The 22,717-nt window shown below is 68.6% G+C and carries 19 protein-coding genes and 3 pseudogenes; 14 read left to right on the top strand and 8 right to left on the bottom strand.

Annotated features, from left to right (window positions below):
• Together ftsR and OM98_RS10410 are read left to right on the top strand one after the other, a co-directional pair.
• The gene (ftsR, locus tag OM98_RS10405; RefSeq protein ID WP_010534564.1) at positions 1–693 is read left to right on the top strand and encodes a transcriptional regulator FtsR; all 693 of its coding nucleotides are present in this window, start codon (positions 1–3) and stop codon (positions 691–693) included.
• 242 nt (positions 694–935) lie between these two features.
• Positions 936–1,520 carry a MerR family transcriptional regulator gene (locus OM98_RS10410; protein ID WP_010534565.1) on the top strand — a complete coding sequence of 195 codons (585 nt, stop codon included), beginning with the start codon at positions 936–938 and terminating at the stop codon, positions 1,518–1,520.
• A 145-nt stretch (positions 1,521–1,665) separates the two neighbouring features.
• Here the strand turns inward: OM98_RS10410 and OM98_RS10415 are convergent, their stop codons facing one another.
• Positions 1,666–2,457 carry a ParA family protein gene (locus OM98_RS10415; protein ID WP_010534566.1) on the bottom strand — a complete coding sequence of 264 codons (792 nt, stop codon included), beginning with the start codon at positions 2,455–2,457 and terminating at the stop codon, positions 1,666–1,668.
• Between the two features lie 73 nt (positions 2,458–2,530).
• Here OM98_RS10415 and OM98_RS10420 point away from each other — a divergent pair, with 73 nt between their 5' ends.
• On the top strand, positions 2,531–3,550 hold the full coding sequence (locus OM98_RS10420) for a methyltransferase domain-containing protein (protein ID WP_010534567.1): 1,020 nt from the start codon (positions 2,531–2,533) through the stop codon (positions 3,548–3,550).
• Between the two features lie 20 nt (positions 3,551–3,570).
• Here OM98_RS10420 and OM98_RS10425 read toward each other — a convergent pair whose 3' ends face one another.
• The 4 genes from OM98_RS10425 to OM98_RS10440 form a co-directional block, all read right to left on the bottom strand.
• Complete coding sequence (locus tag OM98_RS10425) at positions 3,571–4,215, bottom strand: TIGR03085 family metal-binding protein (protein ID WP_010534568.1); 645 nt, start codon at positions 4,213–4,215, stop codon at positions 3,571–3,573.
• 66 nt (positions 4,216–4,281) lie between these two features.
• Positions 4,282–5,298: a Gfo/Idh/MocA family protein gene (locus tag OM98_RS10430; protein ID WP_139017692.1), complete on the bottom strand. Its 1,017-nt coding sequence runs from the start codon at positions 5,296–5,298 to the stop codon at positions 4,282–4,284.
• Positions 5,299–5,322: 24 nt separating this feature from the next.
• Positions 5,323–6,324, bottom strand: coding sequence for a sugar phosphate isomerase/epimerase family protein (locus OM98_RS10435; RefSeq protein WP_010534570.1), 1,002 nt, complete (start codon positions 6,322–6,324; stop codon positions 5,323–5,325).
• Between the two features lie 37 nt (positions 6,325–6,361).
• On the bottom strand, positions 6,362–7,504 hold the full coding sequence (locus OM98_RS10440) for a Gfo/Idh/MocA family protein (RefSeq protein WP_010534571.1): 1,143 nt from the start codon (positions 7,502–7,504) through the stop codon (positions 6,362–6,364).
• A gap of 191 nt (positions 7,505–7,695) precedes the next feature.
• Between OM98_RS10440 and OM98_RS10445 the strand changes: the two genes are divergently transcribed.
• Positions 7,696–8,469 (top strand): transglutaminase-like domain-containing protein, encoded by a 774-nt coding sequence (locus tag OM98_RS10445; RefSeq protein ID WP_010534572.1) that lies wholly within the window; start codon positions 7,696–7,698, stop codon positions 8,467–8,469.
• 96 nt (positions 8,470–8,565) lie between these two features.
• Here the strand turns inward: OM98_RS10445 and OM98_RS10450 are convergent, their stop codons facing one another.
• The 3 genes from OM98_RS10450 to OM98_RS10460 form a co-directional block, all read right to left on the bottom strand.
• A complete protein-coding gene (locus OM98_RS10450) occupies positions 8,566–9,474 on the bottom strand; it encodes a PAC2 family protein (protein WP_010534573.1) in 909 nt (302 codons plus the stop codon).
• A gap of 200 nt (positions 9,475–9,674) precedes the next feature.
• Complete coding sequence (locus OM98_RS10455) at positions 9,675–10,352, bottom strand: hypothetical protein (protein WP_010534574.1); 678 nt, start codon at positions 10,350–10,352, stop codon at positions 9,675–9,677.
• Between the two features lie 264 nt (positions 10,353–10,616).
• Positions 10,617–11,423 (bottom strand): sulfite exporter TauE/SafE family protein, encoded by an 807-nt coding sequence (locus OM98_RS10460; RefSeq protein WP_010534575.1) that lies wholly within the window; start codon positions 11,421–11,423, stop codon positions 10,617–10,619.
• A gap of 128 nt (positions 11,424–11,551) precedes the next feature.
• Here OM98_RS10460 and OM98_RS10465 point away from each other — a divergent pair, with 128 nt between their 5' ends.
• The 10 genes and pseudogenes from OM98_RS10465 to OM98_RS10505 form a co-directional block, all read left to right on the top strand.
• On the top strand, positions 11,552–12,169 hold the full coding sequence (locus OM98_RS10465; RefSeq protein WP_010534576.1) for an HAD-IA family hydrolase: 618 nt from the start codon (positions 11,552–11,554) through the stop codon (positions 12,167–12,169).
• Positions 12,170–13,468: 1,299 nt separating this feature from the next.
• Positions 13,469–14,548, top strand: coding sequence for a nucleotidyltransferase domain-containing protein (locus OM98_RS10470; RefSeq protein WP_010534577.1), 1,080 nt, complete (start codon positions 13,469–13,471; stop codon positions 14,546–14,548).
• A gap of 7 nt (positions 14,549–14,555) precedes the next feature.
• The gene (locus tag OM98_RS10475; protein WP_010534578.1) at positions 14,556–16,124 is read left to right on the top strand and encodes a HesA/MoeB/ThiF family protein; all 1,569 of its coding nucleotides are present in this window, start codon (positions 14,556–14,558) and stop codon (positions 16,122–16,124) included.
• The gene (locus tag OM98_RS16510) at positions 16,121–16,630 is read left to right on the top strand and encodes a Mov34/MPN/PAD-1 family protein (protein WP_083837767.1); all 510 of its coding nucleotides are present in this window, start codon (positions 16,121–16,123) and stop codon (positions 16,628–16,630) included. Before OM98_RS10475 ends, OM98_RS16510 begins: the two co-directional genes overlap by 4 nt.
• A 16-nt stretch (positions 16,631–16,646) precedes the next feature.
• Positions 16,647–18,089 carry an SAVED domain-containing protein gene (locus OM98_RS10480; protein WP_010534579.1) on the top strand — a complete coding sequence of 481 codons (1,443 nt, stop codon included), beginning with the start codon at positions 16,647–16,649 and terminating at the stop codon, positions 18,087–18,089.
• A 377-nt stretch (positions 18,090–18,466) separates the two neighbouring features.
• Positions 18,467–18,745, top strand: a pseudogene (locus OM98_RS10485) (transposase); the annotation flags it as partial.
• Positions 18,746–18,962: 217 nt separating this feature from the next.
• A complete protein-coding gene (locus tag OM98_RS10490) occupies positions 18,963–20,063 on the top strand; it encodes an IS110 family RNA-guided transposase (RefSeq protein ID WP_010534158.1) in 1,101 nt (366 codons plus the stop codon).
• A 28-nt stretch (positions 20,064–20,091) separates the two neighbouring features.
• A pseudogene (locus OM98_RS10495) lies at positions 20,092–20,787 on the top strand (DDE-type integrase/transposase/recombinase); the annotation flags it as partial.
• A 134-nt stretch (positions 20,788–20,921) separates the two neighbouring features.
• Complete coding sequence (locus tag OM98_RS10500; protein ID WP_425358399.1) at positions 20,922–22,271, top strand: IS30 family transposase; 1,350 nt, start codon at positions 20,922–20,924, stop codon at positions 22,269–22,271.
• 1 nt (position 22,272) lies between these two features.
• Positions 22,273–22,593 (top strand): annotated as a pseudogene (locus OM98_RS10505) (transposase); the annotation flags it as partial.
• Between the last annotated feature and the right edge of the window lie 124 nt (positions 22,594–22,717).

Here is a 22,717-nt window from a genome sequence, read left to right on the forward strand (position 1 = left end):
GTGCCGGCCCAGCCCGCCCGGCCGTCCGCACCCTCCTCGATCGCCCGCCTCAGCATCGGGCAGGTCCTCGAGGTGCTGCGCGAGGAGTTCCCCGACCTCGCGCACTCGAAGCTGCACTACCTCGAGGCCGAGGGGCTGATCAGCCCCGAGCGCACCCCCTCGGGCTACCGCAAGTACTCGCGCGCCGACGTGGAGCGCCTGCAGTTCGTGCTGCGCGCCCAGCGGGACCGCTTCTGGCCGCTCAAGGTCATCAAGGAGCACCTGCTCGAACACGGGGTCGACTCCGAGGTCACCTCGATCGCCAGCCGCCCCGGACCGTCCGCTGCGAAGCCCGCCGTGCGGCTGGACCGACGGGGACTGGCCGCGAAGGCCGACGTCGAGGACGCCTTCCTGGTGGAGCTCGAGCAGTACGGGATGCTGCCCGAGGGCGTGCTGTTCTACGGGGCCGCGGAGCTGGAGATCACCACCGCCGCCCGCGACCTCGCCGCCGAGGGCCTGCACCCCCGGCACCTGGTCATGCTGCGCACCGCCGCCGAGCGCGAGGCCCACATGATCGGCTCGGTCGCCACCCCGCGCTCCCGGCGCGGCGACCCCGCGGCCCGCGGCGGCGCCGAGGATTTCGCCCGGGACCTGGGGGAGTCGATGATCTCCCTGCACAGCGCCCTGCTGCGCTCCCGGCTGCGGGGATCCTGAGCCGAGGGGCGCGACACACCGGCGCTTCGCCCCGATCCGCCCGATTCCGGATCGTCGACCACGGGCCGGGAAAGCGGTGCTGACCGGTACGGATCCTCTCGATGCCGCGCCTCCGGGGTGCCGGGACGTGACCGGTCCGTGACCCGGGGGCGGCGCGTTGCTACCGGCGGACGCCCGGTTCGCGCTAGGCTGACCGCGTGCTCTCACCCTTCCCCACGGAGAGCCGGAACCCGGAGGTAGCTGTGAACGCCACGAACGGCGACGAGAGGACTGCACAGTCCACCGTGCCCGCCGAGCCCCAACAGGGGGTGCTGTTCGACGAGGTCGTCGACACCCCCGGTGAGCTCGGGTACCGCGGCCCCGCCGCCTGTAAGGCCGCGGGCATCACCTACCGCCAGCTGGACTACTGGGCCCGCACCGGCCTCGTCGAGCCCGGCGTGCGCGCCGCCTCCGGCTCCGGCAGCCAGCGTCTCTACGGCTTCCGCGACATCCTGGTCCTGAAGGTCGTCAAGCGCCTGCTGGACACCGGCGTCTCCCTGCAGCAGATCCGCGTGGCCGCCGGCGCCCTGCGGGAGCGCGGGATCGATGACCTGGCCCAGATCACCCTCATGTCCGACGGTGCCTCCGTCTACGAGTGCACCAACGCCGAGGACGTCTTCGATCTGGTCCAGGGCGGCCAGGGCGTGTTCGGCATCGCCGTCGGCCGCGTCTGGCGCGAGGTCGAGAACGACCTCATCGACCTGCCCGGCGTGGACCCGGCCGACGACGCCGAGCTGGCCCTGCACGACGAGCTCGCCGCCCGCCGCCGCGCTCGCGCCGCGGGCTGAGCCGCACCCATTCCACCGCACACAGCACGACGGCCGGCCCCGGGAAGGGGGCCCGCCGTCGTCCTCTGCTGTCTGCGGTAGTTCCGCAGGACCAGTGCGCAGAGGAAGGGCGGGACCCGAGACCGGGACCCGCTCCCTCGGAAGCTCAGGAGTGCTGGCGCGAGTCCAGCACGGTCTTCAGCAGCGCATCGAAGTCGGCGGTGAGCCGCTCGCCCGAGGCGCCCTGGTAGGTGTGCAGCGGCACCGCGCCGCCCTGGGCCTGCTGCAGGCCCACGCGCTCCTCGATCACCGGTTCCAGCACCAGCTCGCCGAAGAGGTCGCGCAGCTCCGCGAGGCGGTACTGGTGCTCCACGGAGCGGGGGCGGTAGCGATTGACGACCAGGCCGAGCGGCATGAGCCGCGGGGCGATGCCTTCTTCGCGCATCTCGGAGGCGAGCTTGAGGGCGCGGTCCGCGGCGGTCACCGCGAAGAAGCCGGGCTCGGAGACCACAAGAGAACGGTCCGAGGCGGCGAGCGCCATCTGGGTGAGGCCGTTCAGCGAGGGCGGGCAGTCGATCAGCACCAGGTCGTACTGGTGGCTGCGCTTGTCCAGCGCCTCGCGCAGGCGCTTCACCTCCCGCTCGGAGGGGCTGGGGGAGTCCATCATCGTGGAGCGGTTCGAGCCCGGGATGAGGTCCAGGTGGGAGGCGGCGCCTTCCGACCACGGCACCGGGATGATCGCCCGGTCCACGGTCTCCGTGCGCGGCGAGGAGACGACCTCGGCCACGTCCGGGGAGGTGCCGGGCTCGCCCAGCAGACCCAGGGTCGAGTCGCCCTGCGGGTCGAGGTCGATCACCAGGGTGTTGACCCCCTGATGGAGGGCGGCAGAGGCCAGCCCCAGGGTGACGGACGTCTTGCCGACGCCGCCCTTCAGCGAACACACACTCACGATGAACACGCCTCCACTCTACCGATCCGACCTGCACGAAAGCGGTACCCTGCGTGCGACCGGCCGGAGGAGAAGGGGCACGATGGGGCAGATCACGCATGACCTCGTCCTCGAGGTGCTCGACGGCTGCTGCCCCTCGGCGCGTCGCGAGGCGGAGGCCCTCGGTGTTGTCACCGAGATCGGACCGACCGAGCTGCGACTGCGCACCGGCGACCTCGACGCGGTGCGCTCCCTGCGGAGCGTGGTGGCCGCCTCGCTGCGCCTCACGGTGCCGGCGCGGCGCCCCCGTGAGCTAAGGGAGACCTCCGTGCAGCAGCGGGTGGGGGAGATGCTTGAGGCGATCGCCCGGCAGCGACCCCGACAGCACTTCACCGGGCTGCGGCTGGAGGCCGCCGGTTCCGGCACCGAGGAGATGCGGGAGCTCGCCGCGGCCCTCGCCGAGCGCGCCGGCGTGCCTGTGGACGTGGACGGCGACCTGGTGGTCCGTGTCCGCCGCGACCGCGAGCACGGTGCCTGGGAGCTGCTGCTGCGCACCACCCCGCGGCCGCTCTCCACCCGCGCCTGGCGCACCGTGAACTATCCCGGCGCCGTGAACGCCACGATCGCCGCCACCGTGCTGGCCCTGATGGACGTGGGCGCCGAGGACGCGGTGCTGGACATGACCTGCGGCTCGGGCACCTTCCTCATCGAGCAGCTGCACCGCGCCACCCCGGCGCGCGCCGTCGGCATCGACCTCGACCCGGCCGCGATCGACGCGGCCCGCACCCATCAGCGCGCCGCCCGCCGCCGCGGCCGCATCGACTGGGAGGTGGGCGACGCCCGCTCGCTGCCCCTGGAGGGCGGCTTCACCCGGATCCTCAGCAACCCGCCCTGGGGCACCCTCCACGGCGAGCACGCGAGCAACGAGGACCTGCTGCGGGACCTGCTGCGCCGCGGCGCCGAGCTGGCAGCGCCCGCGGCACGGATTGGCGTGCTCACACACGAGATCCGCCGCATGCACACGGTCCTCGAAGACCCCGCCGGCCCCTGGCGCCTCGAGGACGAGCACCGGTTCTTCCAGAAGGGCCACCATCCGCGGCTGTTCCGCCTCGCGCTGCGCTGAGGCTCCCTCGCCGCCGGGGATCAGATGCCGCGGTGGGCTCCGGCGAGGGCGGACAGGCCCTCGGGGTTGCCCAGCACCTCGACGCTGGCGACCTCGTCGCGACCGCTGACCCACAGCAGCAGCTCCAGCGGCTCGCCGTGCACCCGCACGGAGCCCTCGGAGCCGGGGCGTCCGATGCGGCGCCCGCCCAGCGGGGAGACCAGGGTGATGTGGGCGGGGGTGCGCAGCATCATCCCGGCGAACAGTCCGGTGGCGCGCCAAGCGCGCTGCTGGTCCTCGACGGACAGGCCCCGCGGCTGCCAGCCGTCCTGGGCGCGGCGCAGGTCCTCCAGATGGATCAGGAGCTCGGCGCCGCCGGTGAAGGCGTCGGCACGGGCGACGGCCGAACGCGGGCCGGGGCCCTCGCGCAGCTGCTCCACCTTCTGCTCCCAGGGCAGGTCGCGGCGGGCCTCGACGGCCTCCGCGGAACGGCGACCGAGCGGGCCGGGCAGCCGTTGCGCCAGGGAGTGCACCGAGGGGCGCTCCCGCTCCAGGAGGTGGTCCAGCAGCTCCAGGGCGTTCCAGCCCGGCAGGATGGTCGGGGCCTCGGGGCCCAGCTCCGCCAGGAGGTCGGCGAGCTCGGCGCGCTCGGGGGCGTCGGGACGGTCATGCGCGGCAGACGTCATGGGCCCCATCCTACGGAGGCCACCGCCCCGGACCTCCACGGGGGCTGACCGCCCGCGTCGTGCGCCTCAGGGGGTCGCGACCCGCGGGTCCCAGCCCTCGGGCAGCGGCGCCAACGGACCCACGGAGCTCTCCAGCGTCACCGGCGAACCCTGCTCGGCGGCCTCGCCGATCCCGAGCATCACGTCCAGCACGTGCGCGGCCACCGCGCCGGAGGCCCGCTCGTCCGTCCCGGCCCGCAGCGAGCGCACCAGGTCCACGACGCCGGTTCCGCGGCCGTACTCGCCCTCGGGCGCGGCCAGCGTGACGGGCTCCTCGGCGCCGTAGCGGTACAGCAGCGAGTCCCCGGTGAACATGTTGGGGTCGGGCAGCACCAGGGTGCCCTCGGTGCCGTTGATCTCCACCACGCCGGCGCGGGGGAGGGCGTGCTCGAAGGAGAAGGTGGACTGCGCCGAGCCGCCGCCGGCGAACTCGATCAGCGCCGCGACGTGCGTCGGCACCTCCACCGGGAAGCTCTCCCCGGCGCGGGGCCCGGAGCCGATCACCCGGGTGTCCCGGGCGAGGGAGCCCACGGCGTGCACGCGGGAGGCGGCGCCGAAGACGTGCACCAGCGTGGTCAGGTAGTACGGGCCCATGTCCAGCAGGGGACCGGCGCCCTTCGCGTCCAGGAAGTCCGGGCCCGGGCGCCAGGACTCGGGGCCGGGCACATGGAACATCGTCGAGGCGGTCAGCGGGGTGCCGATGTCCCCACGGGCGATGGCGCGCAGGGCGTTCTGGATGCCGACGCCCAGCACGGTGTCCGGGGCGCAGGCCACCCGCAGCCCGGCCGCGTCCGCCGCCGCGAGCAGCGAGGCCGCGTCCTCGCGGTCCAGGGCCAGAGGCTTCTCGCTCCACACGTGCTTGCCGACGGCCAGGATCTGACGGCCCACCTCCGCGTGGACGGCGGGGATGGTCAGGTTGACCACCACCTCGATGTCATCCCGGCCCAGCAGCTCGGCCACGGTGCCGTGGGCGGCGATGCCGTAGGCCTCGGCCTGGGCGCGGGCGCGCTCGGCGTCGAGGTCCGCGATGAAGCGCACCTCGATGTCGGGGAAGCGGCGGAGCCGGGCTCAGCCCTGATTCGAGAAGGCGGCGTCGAAGGAGGCCTCGGAGGCGGGGTAGTCGAAGCGCCGCAGCACGTCGAGCGCCTCCGGGGCGCCGTGCAGACGGTCCATCCCGGCGTCCTCCCATTCGATGGAGATCGGGCCCTCGTAACCGATCGAGCGCAGGGCACGGAAGGCGGCGTCCCAGGGCACGTCGCCGCGGCCGAAGGAGACGAAGTCCCAGCCGCGGCGCGGGTCGCCCCAGGGCAGGTGCGAGCCGAGGCGGGTGTTGCGGCCGGTGACCCGCACCCGGATGTCCTTGCAGTCCACGTGGTAGATCCGGTCGGCGAAGTCGGTGATGAAGGAGACCGGGTCGATCTCCTGCCACATGAAGTGGGAGGGGTCCCAGTTCAGGCCGAAGGCGGGGCGGTGTCCGATCGCCTCCAGGGTGCGCTGGGTGGTCCAGTAGTCGTAGGCGATCTCGGAGGGGTGGACCTCGTGGGCGAAGCGCACCCCGCACTCGTCGAACACGTCCAGGATCGGGTTCCAGCGGTCCGCGAAGTCCTGGTATCCCTCCTCGATGACGGACTCGGGGACGGGCGGGAACATCGCCACGTACTTCCAGATCTTCGAACCGGTGAAGCCGATGACGGTGTCCACGCCGAGCTTCTGCGCGAGCCGGGCGGTGTTCTTCATGTCCTCGGCGGCGCGCTGCCGCACGCCCTCGGGGGCGCCGTCGCCCCAGACGGCGGAGCCGACGATGGCCTGGTGGCGGAAGTCGATGGGGTCGTCGCAGATCGCCTGGCCCTTGAGGTGGTTCGAGATGGCCCAGCACTGCAGGCCGTGCTTCTCCAGGATGCTGAGGCGCTCGGCGATGTAGTCCTCGTCGTCCCAGCGGCTGGCGTCGAGGTGCTCGCCGGAGACGGCGATCTCGAGGCCGTCGTAGCCCCAGCCGGCGGCCAGCTCGGCCACCTCGTCCAGGGTGAGGTCGGCCCACTGGCCGGTGAACAGGGTGTGCGGGTGCGGCATGTCGTGCTCCTTCGCAGGACGGGTCGGGACGGGGGAGTCAGAGGGTGACGGTGGCGCCGTCGGCGGCGTCGGAGACGATGATCGCGTCCAGCACCCGCTGCAGGGCCAGGCCGTCGGCGAAGTCCGGGGTGAAGGCGGGGCCGCCGGAGATCGCGACGAGGAGGTCCCGCGCCTGGTGGGTGAAGGAGTTCTCCCAGCCCAGCACGTGGCCCTGCGGCCACCAGGCCTGCAGGTAGGCGTGCTCCGGCTCGGTGACCAGCACCCGGGTGAAGCCCTGCTCGGTGACGGGCACGGTGCCGTCCAGGAACCACAGCTCGTTGAGGTCCTCCAGGTCGAAGGCGAGTGCGCCCTCGGTGCCGAACACCTCGATCCGCAGCTCGTTCTTGCGGCCGTTCGCCATCCGGGAGGCCTCGATGGAGGCGATCGCGCCGCCGTCGAGCTCGAGGGTGGCCCAGGCGGCGTCGTCGACGGTGACCTGCTCGGGGCCGTCGTCCCCGGGGCGGGTGGGCACCAGGGTGGCGAGTCGCCCGCGCACGGCGGTGACGTCGAGGCCGGTGAGGAACTGCACCTGGTCGATGGCGTGGGAGCCGATGTCGCCGAGCGCCCCGGAGCCCGCGGTCTCCTTCCGCAGCCGCCAGCTCATCGGCGCCTCGGGGTCGACCAGCCAGTCCTGCAGGTAGGAGGCGCGCACCTGCAGGATCCTGCCCAGACGGCCCTGCTCGATGAGGGAGCGGGCGTGGCGCAGGGCCGCCACCCGCCGGTAGGTGTGGCCGAGGGCGGCGACCTGGCCGCGGGAGCGGGCGGCCTCTGCGGCGGCGACCATTCGCTCGGCCTCGGCGGTGTCGTTGGCCAGGGGCTTCTCGCACAGCACGTGTTTTCCGGCCTCCAGCGCGGCGATCGCGATGTCCGCGTGCAGGAAGCCGGGGGTGCAGATGTCGACGATGTCCACGTCGTCCCGGATGATCACCTCACGCCAGTCGGTCGCGGCCTCCTGCCAGCCGAGCTGTTCGGCCGCCGCCGTGACGGCCTCCTGGTCGCGGCCGACCAACACGCTGCGGGCGATCGGCGGGACGTCGTCGAACACGGCCTCCACCGTGCGCCAGGCCTGGGAATGGGCCCTGCCCATGAAGGCGTAGCCGATCAGGGCCACGCCGAGCGGTCGGTCGGCGGATGCGGTCACGGAGCTCTCCTCGTCCTCGGGGATCCTCGTCGCGCGCGAACGTCGCAGGTGGGGTGCGGACGGCGCGGGCGGGGGAGCCTCCACACTATGCCGCGGATCACCTCGCGACCAAGGTCGCCGGGCGGGACGCGGCGCCGCGACCGGCGGGGATGGCGCAGACTGGGGGAGTGGAGCGACAGGTACAAGCATGGATGACGGCGCAGGTGGTCGAGGGCACCGACGTGGCGCTGCTGGTCTCGGTGGACGACGCCCCGACCCGGGCGGAGGACCTTCGGGCCACCGTGGACGGGACGCCGCAGCCGGTGCAGGAGGACCGGGACCGCTACGGCAACCGGATGCACCTGCTGACCGGCCTGCCCGCGGGGGAGCTGGAGATCTCCTACACCGCGCAGGGTGTCGCCCCGGCCGCGATCGAGGCCCCCGAGTCCACCGATGAGATCACCCTGCTGCGTCCCTCCCGCTACTGCGAGGTCGACGAGTTCGGGAAGATCGCCGCCGAGGTGGTGGGGGAGCTGACGGACGAGGCCGCCGTGCAGGCGGTCGTGGCGTGGGTGCACGCCCACCTGGACTATGTGCCCGGCTCCAGCACGATCACCGACTCTGCGCGCACCACCTACCTGGCGCGGCAGGGTGTGTGCCGCGACTACGCGCATCTCACCGCGACCCTGCTGCGGGCCGCGGGCATCCCCGCCCGCTGCACCTCCGTCTACGCACCGGGGCTCTCCCCGATGGACTTCCACCTGGTCGTGGAGGCCTTCGTGCAGGGGCGCTGGATCCTGGTCGATGCCACCCACCTCGCACCGCGCACCTCGATGGTGCGGGTCGCCACTGGGCAGGACGCCGCGGACACCGCCTTCATGACCACCCTCGCCGGGGACGTGCAGCTGACCGGCATCCAGGTCACCGCCGTGGCCGACCCGGAGCTTCCGGGCGAGGACTGGGCGGCCACCGTCGAGCTGCGCTGACGGACCCGGACACCGCCCCGGGACAGCAGGACGCCCGGCACCCGCGAGGCGGGGCCGGGCGTTCCGTGTGCGGCGGAAGGGGTGCCGGGGAGAGGCTCAGGAGGCGGAGGGGCCCTGGGGGTCCTCGGGGGTGTCGAGGTCGGCGAGGAACTGCTCGACCTCGGCGGCGATGTCCTCCGCGGAGGGCACCTCCTCGGCGGCGCCGGAGATCAGCAGGCTGTCGTAACGCTGCTCGAGGTTCGCGACCATCTCCTGCAGCTGCGGGGCCTCGGCGACCTGCGCGGCGACGGCCTCGCGCACCGGTCCGGCCTGGGACTCCAGGGCGGCGACGGGAAGCTGCGGGCCCTGCTCCTGGCTGACCGCCTCCAGCAGCGCGAGCGCCGCATCCGGGTAGGACATCTCATGGAGGTACTGCGGCACGTGCGCGACCAGGCCCACCACTTCGTGCCCGGCCTCGGCCAGGCGCAGGGTGAGCAGCGCGGTGAAGGGGGCGCGCAGACGGAAGGTGCCCGGCATGGTGCGGCGGACCGTGATCGAGTCCGGGTCGCCGGCGTAGCGGGTGACGGGCAGGTCCCGGGTGTGGGGGACCGGCGCCGGGAAGCCCTGCAGCATGAGGGTGCGCTCGATGCCGAGCTGGTCGACGATGATGCGCACCGCGGAGGCGACGCGCTCCCACTGGAAGGAGGGCTCGGGCCCGGTGAGCAGGAAGAAGGTCTCGCCCTCGGTGTCGGTGACCTCGTGCAACAGGATCTCCGGGGCGGCGTAGTCGGTGAAGTGGTCCAGCTCGAGGGTCACCTCGGGGCGGTGCCCGGCGTAGTCGTAGACCTGGTCCATGTCGACCCGTCCGATGACGCGGCTGGAGAGGGTGTTGAGCAGATGGTCGTCGACGAGCGCCTGGGCGGCGCCGGCATCGCTGAAGGCCCCCAGGGTGACCAGGAGGGTGCGACCGGCGAGAGCGCGCGAGTCGACATGGCGCTCGTAGCTGAACAGGGTGGTGGCGTCCACGGGGACCTCCTCCGGGAAGACGGGTGATGACCTGTTCAACGACCGCGGGGGAGCGGGCTATTCCCCGCGGCGGGCCGTTCCCACGTGAGCAGCGCCACGGTGTTCCAGGCCAGGCGCAGGGAGCTGGATCAGCTCGCCGCCACGCGCCACGGCGTCTGCCGAGCCGGCGAGGACAGCGGCGCCGTCCGTGCCGACGTCGCTCAGGAGGCCGACCGAAGGGGGGAGCGCTCCCGCAACGCCGGGTCCCAGCGCACCGTGCCCGTCGCGGGATCGTGCTGGAGGAGCGAGAGGACAGCCCCGAGGGCGAGTGAGATTCCGGCCATCTCGAGCAGCTCCTCGAGCATCGTGGTGAGGAGGTAGGGGGTGGTCTCCACCCAGTCGTTGCCCTCGAGCATCATGCCGTTCATCGTCTCCACGCCCAAGGCGCCCGCCACGAACACCACACCGCCCACGAGGATCCCGGTGCGCGCGCGACGGGGGAGGGAGAGGACGAGCCGCAGGAGCAGCAGGACGATCACCAGCGCGAACGGGGCCCCCAGCAGCACCCAGTTGAAGCCGACCTCGATCCCAAGCATCGCGCTGATCCTCTCGGCGTGGCCGTGCAGCCGCTCGTGCGCCGCGATGAACTCGTCGAACGAGGCGCCGATCGCGACGACACCCAGCAGGATCCAGGAGAGCCGGTGCGCAGGCCGAGAGGCGACGGCGAGCGCCGCGAGGACGCCGAACGTCAGCCACAGACTCGAGGCGTACCAGGTGGCGAGGTTCGCTTCCTGCCCCGTATCGAAGGCCCAGTACACGAGGTCGGAGATCTCGAAGATCACGCCGCTCGACGACCGCTGGACGATCAGGGCGATCAGGGCGATCAGCGTGACGCCCACGGATCCGATCAGGAACGGCGCCGTCGTGCGCCGCCGGGAGAGGTGGCGGTAAGTGTCGGCGGCCGTCGATCGGGCCGGGTGTAGTGGAACGGAAGGGGCCATCGGCCCATGCTGTCAGAAACGGACGAAACGGGAAAGGGGTGTCGATGTGCATGAGGTTACTCGCGGCGGATGTCAGGAGGGTGTGTTCGAGGCGTATCCCGAGCACGGGTCCGTCACCACCTCGACCTTGCCCACCCGTGTAGCGGACCGAACTCATCGCGATCACGCGGAGAGGAGCTCCGCGGTGTCCCAGGCCAGGCGCAGCGCCAGCGCCCCGGTCACCACCAGGAAGACCACTCGCACGAAGCCGGAGCCGAAGCGCAGTGCGAGTCGGGCGCCGAGGAATCCGCCGCCCACGTTCGCCACCGCCATCAGCGCGCCGAGGAGCCACCACACCTCGCCCTGCAGGCCGAAGACCAGCAGTGCCCCGAGGTTCGTGGTGAGGTTCGCGAGCTTGGCGTGGACGCTGGCCTCGAGGAAGCCGTAGCCGAGCACCGCGACCATCGCGATGATGAAGAAGGTGCCGGTGCCCGGGCCGAGCACCCCGTCGTAGAGCCCGACGGCGCCGCCGATCGCCGCGGCCCGCAGCACGTGCCCGCGGCCGGTATGAAGGGGGGAGTGGGTCAGCCCCATCGCGGGGCGGGCGATCGTGTACCCGCCGACGACCAGCAGCGCCACCAGCACGATGGGGGACATCCACTCCTTGGGGATCGCGCTGGCCACCCCGGCGCCCGCCGCGCTGCCGAGGGCCGCGCAGACCACCAGCGGCACCACGGTCGTCATCACCGGGGTGATGCGTCGCAGGTAGGTGGCGGAGGAGACGGCGGTCCCGGCGGCGCTGGCGACCTTGTTGGTGCCGAGCACCGTCGCCGTGGAGGTCTCGGCGGGCAGGCCGGTGAGCAGGGCGGGGAGCTGGATCAGGCCGCCGCCGCCCACCACGGCGTCCACCCAGCCGGCCAGGAATGCGGCGCCCACGAGCAGCACGAGCGTGAGGGCGCCGAGCTGGGCGATCTGGTCGAGCAGGGGCACGCGGACAGTCAACACCGGCCGACGGGCCCGCGCGAATCCGGTCCGCGTCCCCGTCGGCCGGGTGGGACGCAGGGGAGCGACGGGCGAGCCCGACCGCCCGGCGCGTGGAGGCCTGAAAGGATGGCCGCATGCGATCGGTGATCTGGGACATGGGCGGCACGCTGGTGGACACCTACCCCGACGTGGACCGGGCCCTCGCTGCGGCGGCGGGCACGGCGCCCGCGGAGGTGGCGCCCCTGACCCGCGTCTCCAGCTCCCACGCGATCACGACCCTGGCCGCTCGGCACGGCACGCCCGAGTCCGTGCTGCGCGCCGCCTACGAGGGGGTCAAGGACCACTGGCGGGAGCATCCGGCGCCCCTTCGGGACGGCGTCGCCGCGGTGATGGAGGCTGTGCGCGTCGGGGGCGGGCTGAACCTCGTGGCCACTCACCGGGACCGTGCCAGCGCGACCCAGCTGCTGGAGACCCTCGGCGTGGAGGTGGACGACCTGGTGTGCGCGCCGGACGGGTTTCCCCGCAAGCCCGATCCGACGATGATCCGAATCCTGCTGGACCGTCACGCGCTGGAGCCCGCCGGATGCCTGGCCGTCGGCGACCGTCCCGCGGACGTGGCGGCCGCGCAGGCCGCCGGGGTCGAGGGGATCCTGCTCGTCACGCCGGGCGTGTCGCTCGAGGCGCCCGGAGCGCCGCGCATCGATGACCTGCGGGAGCTGCTGCCGATGCTCAGGGCGACGAGGGAGTCCTGATCCCGGGCGCTTCCGGCGCGAGGCCGTCTGGAGGGGGACAGGGACGACGGCGGTCGGGGGATGGCCCGGTGGTCGAGGGTCGCTCCTTCCTCCGTTTTCCTCCGTTCGACTTTACATAACGTACATTATCGGCGGAAGGGTCTGATGGTGGGAGAAGATCCCTTGCGGCCGCGGGAGCTACCGCGAGGTTCACCGGTGACGGAACCTCCTTCCGAAAGAAGCAGATCCTGGCAGTCGTGGTCGACTCCCTCGCCCAATTTCGCGCTCGCGGGGCCGACCTCGCAGACCTCGCGCAGCTTGACCTCGATCACTAACAAATCGGCGATCTAATAGAAGGAGGCTTCGCCAGCAGGTTCGTGGGCCGGGCGATCAAGGCCAGGATTATCGGCCAGGATCCCCGGCTTACGCTGTATCGCTGCGGCACCAGCCTTAAGCGCGACGCAGCCGCGAGCACCAAGGTAATGGACGCCCACGTCCACAGTATGCGACACCGGTCCACCGCGGTACTTCTCGTTAATTTAGGTCAACCGCCCGAGCGAATACACACCTCGATCTGGCACGACGTCGTTATCGCAGGCGGCCTGGGGAGCATTTGACCCTGCGGAACCGCCGATATCGAGCTATTACTGCTAATCGACGAACTCTTTCATCGACCCGCTGCTGAGCCCCTGCGTCAGTGGACCGATGCGCACCCCAACACCAACTTGATCTTCCCAGGGTACACCCCCGCTAGACACCTCGAACCGAGTTAATTGCCGACCGGCTGCGCGCCACCATCGGCCCGTCGCGCGGGAACGGAGAACGCTCTGCGAGCTCGAGAATCCCAAATTGCTATCTTATCCAAGCTTTTCCGCTACACCCCCGCCACGATCAAGCTCGACGGTCGATGCTCGACCGTCAGCTAGACCATCGACCCCGTGGTCAAGCTTGAACCACGCGGGCCATGGCCGTCAGTACGCCTTGCACCCGCACGAGCCCTCGGGGACGAAGGCGCGCCGCCCGCAATCCATGGACTGGGCACATGAACGATTCATCTGGAAGGTACAGTACACGTGGTACAAAAGACTCGTGCAGTGACGACTATCCCGCGCGCCGGATGCGGTCAGAGTTCCAGGGTCGTATGGGAACAATGTCCGTTGTGCCGCTAAACTTCGGTCTGTTCGTGGGTGTTGCCGGGGCACACCGGAGCGCGTTGTAGCGTCGCGGGTCGAGTAAGGTCAGGACTATCGGCAGTCCCGAGTGCGGTCAGCGTCACCGAGTCAGGTGAATGTCTTAGGTGAGTGTCAGAGGATGGAGCCAATGGAGACGCTAGACAATGAGTTTGCCCAAGCAGTCCGGAACGTCACCGTAAGTGGCTTCAAGCGCGAACGCGCGATCGCGGCCCACACCGAAGTCCGCGCACTACTCGAAGTTGACCCGGAACTGAGTTCGTGGGGCATCGATTCCATCCTGATCGGATCCTACGCCCGTCAGACTGCCCGATACCCGGGCAAGGATGTTGATGTATTCCTCCGCTTCATGAATCTCTCCGTCCGCCACGACCCCGAGAAAGTTTACAATGCTGTTCAGCGCGTTCTCATTGCGGAGTACGGCCTTAAGGACCGCGACGTCGACGGGCGTGTCACGCGCCAAGCCAGGTCTCTAAAGATCGACTTCCCGGATCCCGACGACCTCCTCAGCGACAACTCCTTTTCCATCGACGCCGTCCCTGCTGTCCAATGGGGCGAGCACTGGGGAATTCCAAACCGCGACCGCGATCTGTGGAACAGTGAGGAGAAGCGCTGGATCAAGACCAACCCGCTGAAGTTTGCGGAAGACACCAATGCCACTGCGGTCGCCACCTGGAGCCCAACCGTGGGTACCACCAACGCCTACCGGCCTGTCATCCGACTGCTTCGCCAAGTCCGCCACGTCCACTTCGGCAATGAGCGACCCGGCGGCCTGTTTATCGAGGTGGCTGGCTACTACGTCTGGAAGGCCCAACTCGTCTCAGGTACCACCTGGGCCGAGTTGCTGACCTCCACCATGGAACAGGTCGCCAAGCGACTCGAAAAGTGCACCGACGACGGCCTCCCCGATCCGGTGCTAGGTACGACGATGAAGCCTGACCTCGACGCCTGGCAGTGGGCGAGCGCCGCCGACGGGCTTAACCGACTCGCGGAGCAGGCCCGCCAAGCACTCGACTCCGAGCGATGCCGTGCAGCGAAGATGTGGCGAGATATCCTAGGCAGCAACGACCGTGGGCAGGTCCTTCCGCTCCCAGATGGGTGCGACGCCAATGGGTTCCCCGTAGGCTCAGTCACCGCTGTCGGCGCAGTCGGTAGCAACGACCCCCGCGGCTTCGCAAGCCTCCCCTGGTCTACCCGACGCCATAAATGAGTAACCCGTGGAGACCTACGACGACGGTGCGTTCGACCGGTTCTGCTCCGGCCTTGTCAACGCAGGATTCTCTCCGGTGCGTGACACCGCTCAAGCCAGGTGGACTGGCCCGCTCCGGGAAAGCCTGCAGCCCTTCAGCGGCGCAAGCAGAATGCAGATTTCATTTTATCCGGGCTGGCCGCTGCGTTATGCGCACATAACGGTCCCCGGGCTCAAGGCAGAGCACGCTAACCAAGGGACGATTTGCCTGTGGGCCGAAGACGACCCCGCACAGATCGCTGGCCGTGACCTCCAGACGTTCTGGCAGCGCGTCGACGAATGGGCCCAAGCAGCTCAGCTCGGCTTCCGCCTCGAAGACCGCGCACTCGACGCGTACGCCTACTTCGACACGACCACCAGGTTCGACGCCGAACTGCCCTTCGGAGACCTCGTCAGAGCAGGAGGCAACGGCTACCGCGCCCCCCTAATCGCCACCACCCGAGGCGACCGTACCGTCGTGATCGAGCGTCCCCCCACCACCGACCCGGAGCCTGATGAACCGGCGCCACTCCGGGGAGCGTTCTACCTTCGACGACACATCGACGCGCCGCCCCGTGACTTCGCCGATTTCCGCGCTGCCCTCACCTACAAGCAGACCCGAGATCTCGACCGGGGCCTCGCCGCCAGGACAGACACAGCCCTCGCCGAACCCAGCGGTGGTTACGACTTCGCCGTCCTCGCCTGGCCTCGCTACGACCGCGACCACGACGCGGTCGTAGTCGCCTTCAATGGCGCCGGAGACGAGCTCAAAGCGTCAGCCATTTCTGCCACTCCCAATGACATCGCTGCCCGACGACGACGCGCAGGGCCAGACGCCACCGCCCTCACCGACAAGCGAATACTCATCGCTGGAGCCGGATCCGTCGGAGGCCACGTCGCGTTAAGTCTTGCCGCCAGCGGAGTCGGCCTCATTCGTCTCCATGACGGCGACCACCTCAAGACCACCAACCTCGTTCGCCATGCCAGCGATAAGTTCGGCGTCGGCTACAACAAAGCAATCGCCATGGCCGTCGCCATCGGCGAGCACGCACCCTGGACTAATGTCGAACCCAAAACGGACAACCTGCCATATAACCCCTCCGGACTCACCTCAACGATCGAGGGCTTCGACCTGATTATCGACTGTACTGGCACGCTCCCGTTCACCGCAGCCCTTGCCGAGATCTGCCGACGCACAAGCGCCCCACTCATTACCGGGGCTCTCTTCCATCAGGGCGCTATCGCGCGCGTCCAACGCCAAGCAGACGGCGACACGCCCATTGCGTCACGCCCCAGCGACCCGACCTACAGCAACCTGCCACCAGAAGACCCGCGCGAATCCAACGTAGGATTCCTTGAACTGGGCTGCACAGCACCGGTCAACAACGCCCCGCCGACCGCGGTCCTCGCGACAGCTTCCGACGTAGCCCTAGCCGCCGTCGACCTACTCACCGGCCGCTGCAACCGCGCAGACGAACGCATCATGGTCTTCCAGCCCATGGCCGCCCCATTCGACGCGACCGGGACCCACGATCACAGCCCGGGCGGGATCGGATGAACCACAGCGACGCCACACCGATTCTTCTGCTCTCAGAATCCGCCCACTTCTCTTTGATTACCGCAGCCGCCAAAGCACACCCCAACGAGACAGGCGGCATCCTCGTCGGTGTCCACACCGACGCCGGCCACCCGTGGGTCACGCGCGCCATTGAGATTGCCAGCAATGACCGAGGCCACCATCACTACAAAATCCCGTCAGGTGCGACGCAGCCCAGCGTGCACTCCGCCCGACAAACAGACCCACGACTTGGCTACCTCGGCGACTGGCATAGCCACCCCGCCGATATCGGGTCCAGCCCAACCGACCTCGCAACGCTCGCCGTGTACTCGATCAAACGCACTCATACACCAAACCCCACGCTGATAGTTGTCCGGAATACTCGAGATGGACGTGTTCTAGACGCTTGCCGAATCGTTACCATGACGCCCCGCTCCTGCGAACTCCACCTTACAGGCGACCTGCCCCGAGAGCCTCCAACGCGGGACCAGGAACCAGGCAACTAGGCCACAAGGAGTCCGAATGACCAGAAACGAGATGCCGAGCGCGAGCGGCGTCCGCATCGCCGGTGACGACTACCAGTGGCTAAATGCATGGCGATCCTGTCTGGAGGCTCTCCATGAAGACCTCACGGGCAGCACCGCCAATCCCATAGTGGCCGTCGGTGTCGAAGAACCTGACGTTGGGAACGGCGACGATGTCGTCCTCCACCGCACCCAACCGCCGAACACTTACACCCAGGTCAAGTACGCCGTCGACAACCGTACAGCGGTCAACCTGGAATACCTAACTACCAGTGGCATCCTCCGCAAGATGTATAGGACCTACGCCGGACTGACCGAAGACGGGACTCCGGTAGAGATGCGTCTTATCACCAACCGCAACGCTGACCCCAACGACATCCTCGTTGCCGACCGCGACGGACGTGACGGGAGACTGCTACCCAGAGCAGCACAAGGCGGACACAGATCCGCCCGAGGCGAAGCACGAGCCTCCTGGGCCAAGGAAGCTGAAACCGATGAGGACCATCTCCTCGACCTGCTCGCCCATCTGCAGTTCGATATTGCCTACGACATCGAACGACTCCAAAAAGACATCAGTCTACTCATGACCGCCAATGGCCTTCGTTCGGATCCAGCCGCTGTTGCGCTAGGTGCTGATTGGGTGTCAAAGCAGGTCATGGAGGGACGCCGTCGACTGACAGTCGACCACATCAAGAACGCCATCGACACCCTCAACCTACAAGCCGGATCGCCATGGACGACGATCTCCGTCGCCACCATTACCGCCGATTACCTCGCAGAGAAGGCGGCCGTGAGTATTGAGTGGGTCGACCGTATGAGCGGCGCCACAGACTGGGCGCGTGTCGAGCCTGCGCCGCCTGCAACCTGGGACGACCTAGCCACCGACATTCGGTCGATCCCTGGGCGACTCGGCCCTAACAAGCGCATCCTTGTAACGGGATACATGCGTCAAGCTACCGGGTTCTTGGTCGGCACCGAACTACGCCGCGTCAAGGGTTACGAGGTTGGTATCAGGCAGGGCGACCAACTCTGGACCAGCGAAGAACCGATTACCAACAACGTAATCGCCCACGCCCAAGAGGGCAACACCGACGGGCCCGACACCGCGATAATCGTAAACTTCGCCGCCGAGGCGGCGGCCGGCACCATCGAGTGGATCCGAGAGTCCGTCCTCCCCGTATCAAAGATAATCACAGTCACGCCCAAAGGAGGTGTCGGGCCAAAGGCCGTCCCCAACGCGGCCGCCGCGAACAGTCTCGCCATCGCCATTCGCGACCTCGCTCGTAACCACACACGAAGCGGCGACCTGCACTTGTTCCTTATCGGCCCCCTTGGCCTAGCGGTACTCCTTGGACATCACTGGAATAGACTCACCACCACGCACGTCTACGAACACCTTGGGGTGATCGACTACACCCTCGCGTTCACGGTCGAGGCCTGACTGTGGGCCCTCGCGATCCGTTAAACGGAGCTGAGTACTAGACAGGTGAGATGGGAGCACTCGAACACTGACGCGATGTCCTCCCGGTAAATACGACGATGCTACGTCCACAACGGCGAGATCGTGACAAAGTTCTTGGGTGCAACTATCAGTTAGTATCCAGGTCGAATGTTCGCGATCCCGCATATAGGTGTCGATCTCTAGTCCGCCAGTAGGAGGCGAACCTTGGGTGCCATAGCACTGCTGGGGGCAGAACGTGGGCGACCGGTTGTCACCGATAAGGACCCACTCAGAAGCTGGACGCGTGAAGCGTGCCGTTACTCTGAATCGGCCCAGGTTTGATGCCGCTGCTGTTTGAGTCCGAGAGGATGGACAGCATGCCGAAGAAGATCGATCCCCAGCTGCGCGCGAGGTGCGTGCGGCTCGTCAGGGAGCATGCCCAGGAGTACGCCACCCTGACGGCCGCTGTCGCCGCGGTGGCACGGCAGGAGGGCGTCTCGCGCGAGTCCGTGCGGCGCTGGCTCGCGCAGGCCGAGGTTGACGACGGGAGCCGCCCCGGCATCACGACCGAGGAGTCTGCCGAGGTCAAGCGTCTGAAGGCCGAGAACAAGCGGCTGCGGGAGGACAACGAGATCCTTCGCCGCGCCTCGATTTTCTTCGCGTCAGTACCAGACTGAGGGTGTCCCGGCGGGGCTGGCTCGTTTATTCGCTGCTTTCGTAGCTTGTCCGCGATGTGCCGTCCCGCCGGGGCCCGCGGTGCTGGAAGTGGGCGTGGCCTGATAGGAGCCTGCTGGATCGAATGCCCAACTGAGGCGTGCCCGTCTGCGTTCGGCACCGCAGCTCGAGCAGTACCGGACTGGGAAAGGGACTGTCATGACTGTCATCGGGATCGACGCTCACAAGGACTGGCACACGCTCGTCGCGGTGGACGAGGTGGGCCGGAGGATCAAAGAGCTCACGGTCGAAGCACGTGCCGTGGGGCATCGGAAGATCTTGACCTGGCTGGAAGGCTTCGAGACCGTCACCGTCGCGGTCGAGGACTGCCGCCACCTGACCCGTCGGCTCGAGGCTGACCTGCTCGAGGCCGGCCATCGAGTCGTTCGCGTGCACACCAGGTTGATGGCTGGCATGAGGCGCAGCAGCCGGGAACGCGGCAAATCGGATCCTATTGATGCGGAAGCCGTGGCCCGGGTAGCACTTCGCGAAGAGGGATTGCCGACCGCTGAGCTGCCGGGCACTTCCCGGGACATCAAGCTTCTGTCGGACCATCGCAGGAGCCTGGTTGCACGGCGCACAGCGATGCAGTCCAAGGCACGCTGGTTCCTCCACGAAATCGATCCTGAGCTGGAGATTCCCTCTCGTGCTCTGCGCCGGTACCACCTCCTGGACGAGCTGGTCGAGTACCTGGCGACAGCTGACGGAGCGGTCGCCGAGATCGCTCGCGACCTGCTGGTCGATATTCGCGAGCTGACAGTCAGGATCAACACGCTCGAGAGCCGCTTGAGCCGGCTGGTGCGGGCCGACCATCCCTCACTGGTCGCTGTCCCGGGCATGGGTACCTTGGGCGCAGCGATGATCATTGGCGAGACAGCGGGGATCGCCAGGTTTCGCTCCCGCGATGCCTACGCAAGATTCAACGGCACTGCGCCGATCCCGGTCTGGTCAGGGAACAAGGTGCGTGTTCGACTCTCGCGTGGAGGGAACCGCACGATCAACACCGCCCTGCACATGGCTGCCCTCACTCAGATTCGAATAGGCGCGGAAGGCGCCACCTACTACGACAAGCTCATTGCCGCCGGCAAGACTCGCAAAGAGGCGCTGCGGCTCCTACGACGTCGACTCTCAGATCGCATCTACGCCGCGCAGAGGGCCGACCTGGCCCCTGTCACCCAGACGCCCGAGGGTGGTGCCCCATTGGAGGAGCAGTCGCCGATCGAGCATCCTGCGTCGTCGATGCCGCTCATGGCCGCCTGAGCGATCCAACTTGACATAGGAGCATCGGGGAGCTCGACCCCCGCGGCCGCTGATCTGTGCCTTCATCGACGAGATGCGCCCCGAAGGCTATGCAGTCGAGTCGATCCTGAGGGTCCTGCGCCAGCAGGGCCTCGTGATCGCTGCACGCACCTACCGGGCCTGGAAACGCCCGGCCCGGATCGCGGCCCGCACCGTCACCGACGCCCTGGTCGAGAACAAGATCCGCGACCTCGCCTGGATGCCCAACCCGGTCACCAGGCAGGTCCAGATGACGCCGGAGGGCCTGTATGGCCGCCGGAAATGGACCGCTCTGCTGCGTCGCCAGGACGGCCTCGCGGGCACGTCCCGTGGGGCAGTGGACCGGGCGATGCGGACCCTCGGCCTCGAGGGCATCCGACGGGCGAAGAAGCTCCGCACCACCATCCCCGACCCTGACGGGAAACGGGCAGGTGACCTGCTGAACCGAGACTTCACCGCAGCGGCCCCGAACCGGGTCTGGGTCACAGATTTCACCTACGTCCGCACCTGGGCAGGGTTCGTCTACGTCGCGTTCATCGTGGACGTCTTCGCCCAGCGGATCATCGACTGGCACGCCAGCTCCAGCAAGAAGGTCGACCTGGTGATGACCCCGCTGCGCATCGCCCTGTGTCAGCGGGAACGAGAGGGAAACCGGGTCTCACCAGGTGATTTGATCCATCACAGCGATGCCGGATCTCAAGGCGGATTCAACAGGTCGTCGCAACACCTTGATGTCGGAGGTGTTCGAGCATGGCCACAAAGGACTGGACCAAGAAGACGAGCGACGCGGCAGAGGAGCTTCGTCGGCAATGGCGTGCTGACCGGGCGCTGAGACCGCCGATGCGCTCGCCCGGACGTCCAGACCCGTCCCGGGAGGTGCAACGGCAGTTCTGGCGTCTGATCGCCACGGGCATCACGTCGGCAGAAGCGGCGCTCGCGGTCGGCGTGTCCGTGCCGGTCGGGTCCCGCTGGTTTCGCCACGCTGGCGGCATGCCGCCCATCTCGCTTGCTGAGCCCACCGGCCGATACCTGAGCTTCGAGGAACGCGAGGAGATCGCCATCCTGCACGCCCAGGACAAGGGCGTTCGCGAGATCTCCCGCGTGATCGGGCGTGACCCCGGAACCGTCTCACGCGAGCTGCGCCGCAACGCGGCGACTCGTGGCGGGAAGCTGGAGTACCGGGCCACGGTCGCCCAGTGGAAGGCGCAGCAGGCGGCCAAGCGGCCCAAGGTCGCGAAGCTTCTCAAGAACGAGAACTTGCGCCAATACGTCCACGAGCGGCTCGCCGGCGATGTTCGCCGGCCCGACGGCACGATCGTCACGGGCCCCACCCCGGCCCCGTGGAAGGGGCTGAACAAGCCGCACCGAGCGGACCGGCGGTGGTCGCTGGCCTGGAGCCCGGAACAGATCTCTCAGCGCCTGAAGCTCGACTTCCCCGATGATGAGTCCATGCGCATCAGCCACGAGGCGATCTACCAGTCGCTGTTCATCGAGGGCCGGGGGGCGCTCCAGCGAGAACTGGTCACCTGTCTTCGCACCGGTCGCGCGTTACGGCGTCCCCGGGCCCGGTCACGGAACAAGCCCGGTGGGCATGTCACGGCCGATGTGATCCTCAGCGAACGCCCCGCGGAAGCCGAGGACCGCGCCGTGCCCGGTCACTGGGAAGGCGACTTGATCATCGGCACAGGCAGGTCGGCGATCGGGACGATCGTTGAGCGCAGCAGCCGCTCAACGATCCTGGTCCACTTGCCCCGCATGGAGGGCTGGGCAGAGAAACCCCATGTAAAGAACGGGCCATCGCTGGGCGGCTACGGGGCCGTCGCGATGAACGCGGCGCTGAGTGCATCGATCACCACGCTGCCCGAACAGCTGCGCAAGACCCTAACCTGGGATCGCGGGAAGGAGCTCTCGGGGCACGCGCAGTTCGCGATGCAGACCGGCACGAAGGTGTTCTTCGCAGACCCCCATTCACCGTGGCAGCGACCGACGAACGAGAACACCAACGGCCTGCTCCGCCAGTACTTCCCCAAAGGCACAGACCTCTCGCGATGGTCCGCCGGGGACCTCGAGGCCGTCGCTCACGCACTCAACAACCGCCCCCGAAAGGTCCTCCAGTGGAAGACACCCGCCGAAGTTTTCGAAGAGCAACTACGCTCGCTACAACAACCCGGTGTTGCAACGACTGGTTGAGCCCACGCAGTACACCGCCATTCGCCTGACCGAGCACCTCGCCCTCGAGGGCATCGCCCCGTCGATCGGGACTGTCGGCGACGCCTTGGACAACGCGCTGATGGAGACGATCAACGGGCTCTACAAGACCGAGTGCATCCGCACCACCGTCTTCCACGCCGGCCCCTACCGGACCCTCGCGGACGTCGAGTTCGCGACCGCCGGCTGGGCCGACTGGTACAACAACCGCCGCCTCCACGGCTCCCTCGGGATGCTCACCCCGATAGAGTTCGAGACGCTGCACAACGAGGCCCTCACCCGAGAGCCCGCACCCACAAAGTAGCGGCAGAGAACCTGGGCCGATTCACTCTTTGCTGAATCATACGCCGCATTGCCAGTTGGAGCGGTTGGTCACGTGAGTACGGCGCAGACCCGATGGCTGGAATCGCGCCGTCCACGGTGTGCGC

Origin of the sequence: Brachybacterium squillarum M-6-3, assembly GCF_000225825.1 — a bacterium.
Taxonomy (GTDB): Bacteria; Actinomycetota; Actinomycetes; order Actinomycetales; family Dermabacteraceae; genus Brachybacterium; species Brachybacterium squillarum.